This is a genomic window from Phocaeicola plebeius (assembly GCF_003437535.1).
Taxonomy (GTDB): domain Bacteria; phylum Bacteroidota; class Bacteroidia; order Bacteroidales; family Bacteroidaceae; genus Phocaeicola; species Phocaeicola plebeius_A.
Genome location: NZ_QSQT01000065.1, coordinates 1 through 1859 on the forward strand (window position 1 = coordinate 1; position 1859 = coordinate 1859).

Here is a 1859-nt window from a genome sequence, read left to right on the forward strand (position 1 = left end):
ATAAAAAACACCCCAAAAGTTTTGTGTCTAACTTTTGGGGTGCAGTACAAAATAGAGTTGAGATGGCCTCTTTTGTTTTATTTCAAATTGAAGTCATTTGGATTTTTCTCAAAAAAAGAAGCTTACAAACTTACTTTTTCCATTCAAACTGTTTTTTATTGGTATAAGCCTCCTAAGAGGCTATTTTTGCAAGATTATGTGCAATGGCCAGCAGGCCGAACTCAATTTCAACCTTCTTAAGTCCACGAAGATGGAACCTCTTGAATTGCTTGTTGTTCTTGAGGTTTCCAAAAACGGCTTCCACATCCTGCGGTCGCTGGCTGCGATATTTCAGGCCTTCATCAGAGAGCAGCTTTTCACGTTCACTTTCCTTGATTTTCCGCAGACGGTGGTTTACCTGCACAATTCTTTCCGACCGGCCTCTGTGACACCGGCATCTTAGCGGGCAGCCATTACAGTTATGTGCCCTGTATCTTGATATGGTCTGCACAAAACCGTTGTCTGTTATCCTCTTTGCATCGGAGAGTCTTTTCATTCTCTGTCCCATCGGACAGTACATGCCGTCGGTTTCTTCATTATAATAAAAGTTGGAAGACAGAAACGGGTCGTTCCGGAAGTTCCTTTTCTGTTCCTTATGAAAATAGTTGTACTTTATAAAGGTTTCAATGCCATGTCTGAAGGCATACAGATAGTTCTCCTCACTCCCGTATCCGGCATCGCAGACAGATACGTCAGGGTATCTGCCGTAAAGGGAATGGAAATCATCCATATGCAGAGGATAGGTGGAGGTATCACCCGCACACTGATGGATGGTATAGTTCAAAATGAACTGTTTGTTGGTGCTGATTTGGGGATTATATCCGGGTTTGAGCTGTCCGTTCCTCATATGGTCCTCTTTCATGCGCATGAAAGTAGCGTCATTGTCTGTCTTTGAGTAACTGTTGCGTCCGTCAAGTATCTTTCCCTGTGATTCATATTTCCTGAGCTGTTCGGGCCATGACTTCCTTACACGTTTTACCTTCGCTTTCATTTTCCTGTCAGCATCCACTCCGTTCAGGGCATCATCTATCCGGCAGAGCGCCTTTTCAACTTTCTCCGGAGTGATATCCTGATATGTGATGGGTGCGGAATCACGCAGTTCCTGCTTGGTGACGGACTCGGCGTACCGCCATATCTCTTCAAGCTGTTCCGCGATTCTGGATATGCGCGTATGTATGGACTTGCCCCAGACGAACGTATAACGGTTGGCGTCCGCCTCCATCTTCGTCCCGTCGGTACAGGCCACATCCAGACTTACAAAACCTTCCGACACGAGGAACTTCACGATGGTGGCAAATATTGTCTTGAGTACATCCTTCAGCCGGCTGCTGCGGAAACGGTTGATGGTATTATGGTCAGGAGTCACATTGCCGGTAAGCCACATGAAGCGGATGTCATTGCGACAGAATTCTTCTATGCGACGGCTGGAATAGATATTACGCAGATAAGCATAGACCAGAATCTGAAGCATCATGCGAGGGTGGTATGCAGAACAGCCTTTAGGAGAATACCTGCGGTAAAGTTCTTCAAGGTTTATCTGTGCAATGATACGGTGAACAACCCGGACCGGATCGTTCTGGGGAATAAAATCGCCTAAACACGGAGGTAAAAGCAGATTATCGTTGGATGTGTAATTTTTAAACATTATCTTTGGGATATCTTGACTTGATTCCCTAAGATACAAAAAATTAGGGAGACGGGCAAGTTCTGACTGAGCGAAGTTAGGACTTGCCCGATTTTTTTTGCAAACACAAAAAAGGCCGTCTCATTTTGTACTGCACCCCAAAAGTTAGACACAAAACTTTTGGGGTGTTTTTTAT

Annotated in this window: 1 protein-coding gene; it reads right to left on the reverse strand. The window is 44.8% G+C overall.

What is annotated here, in order from left to right:
• Positions 1-172 precede the first annotated feature (172 nt).
• Positions 173-1684: an IS1182 family transposase gene (locus DXD04_RS16540; protein WP_117674215.1), complete on the reverse strand. Its 1512-nt coding sequence runs from the start codon at positions 1682-1684 to the stop codon at positions 173-175.
• Between the last annotated feature and the right edge of the window lie 175 nt (positions 1685-1859).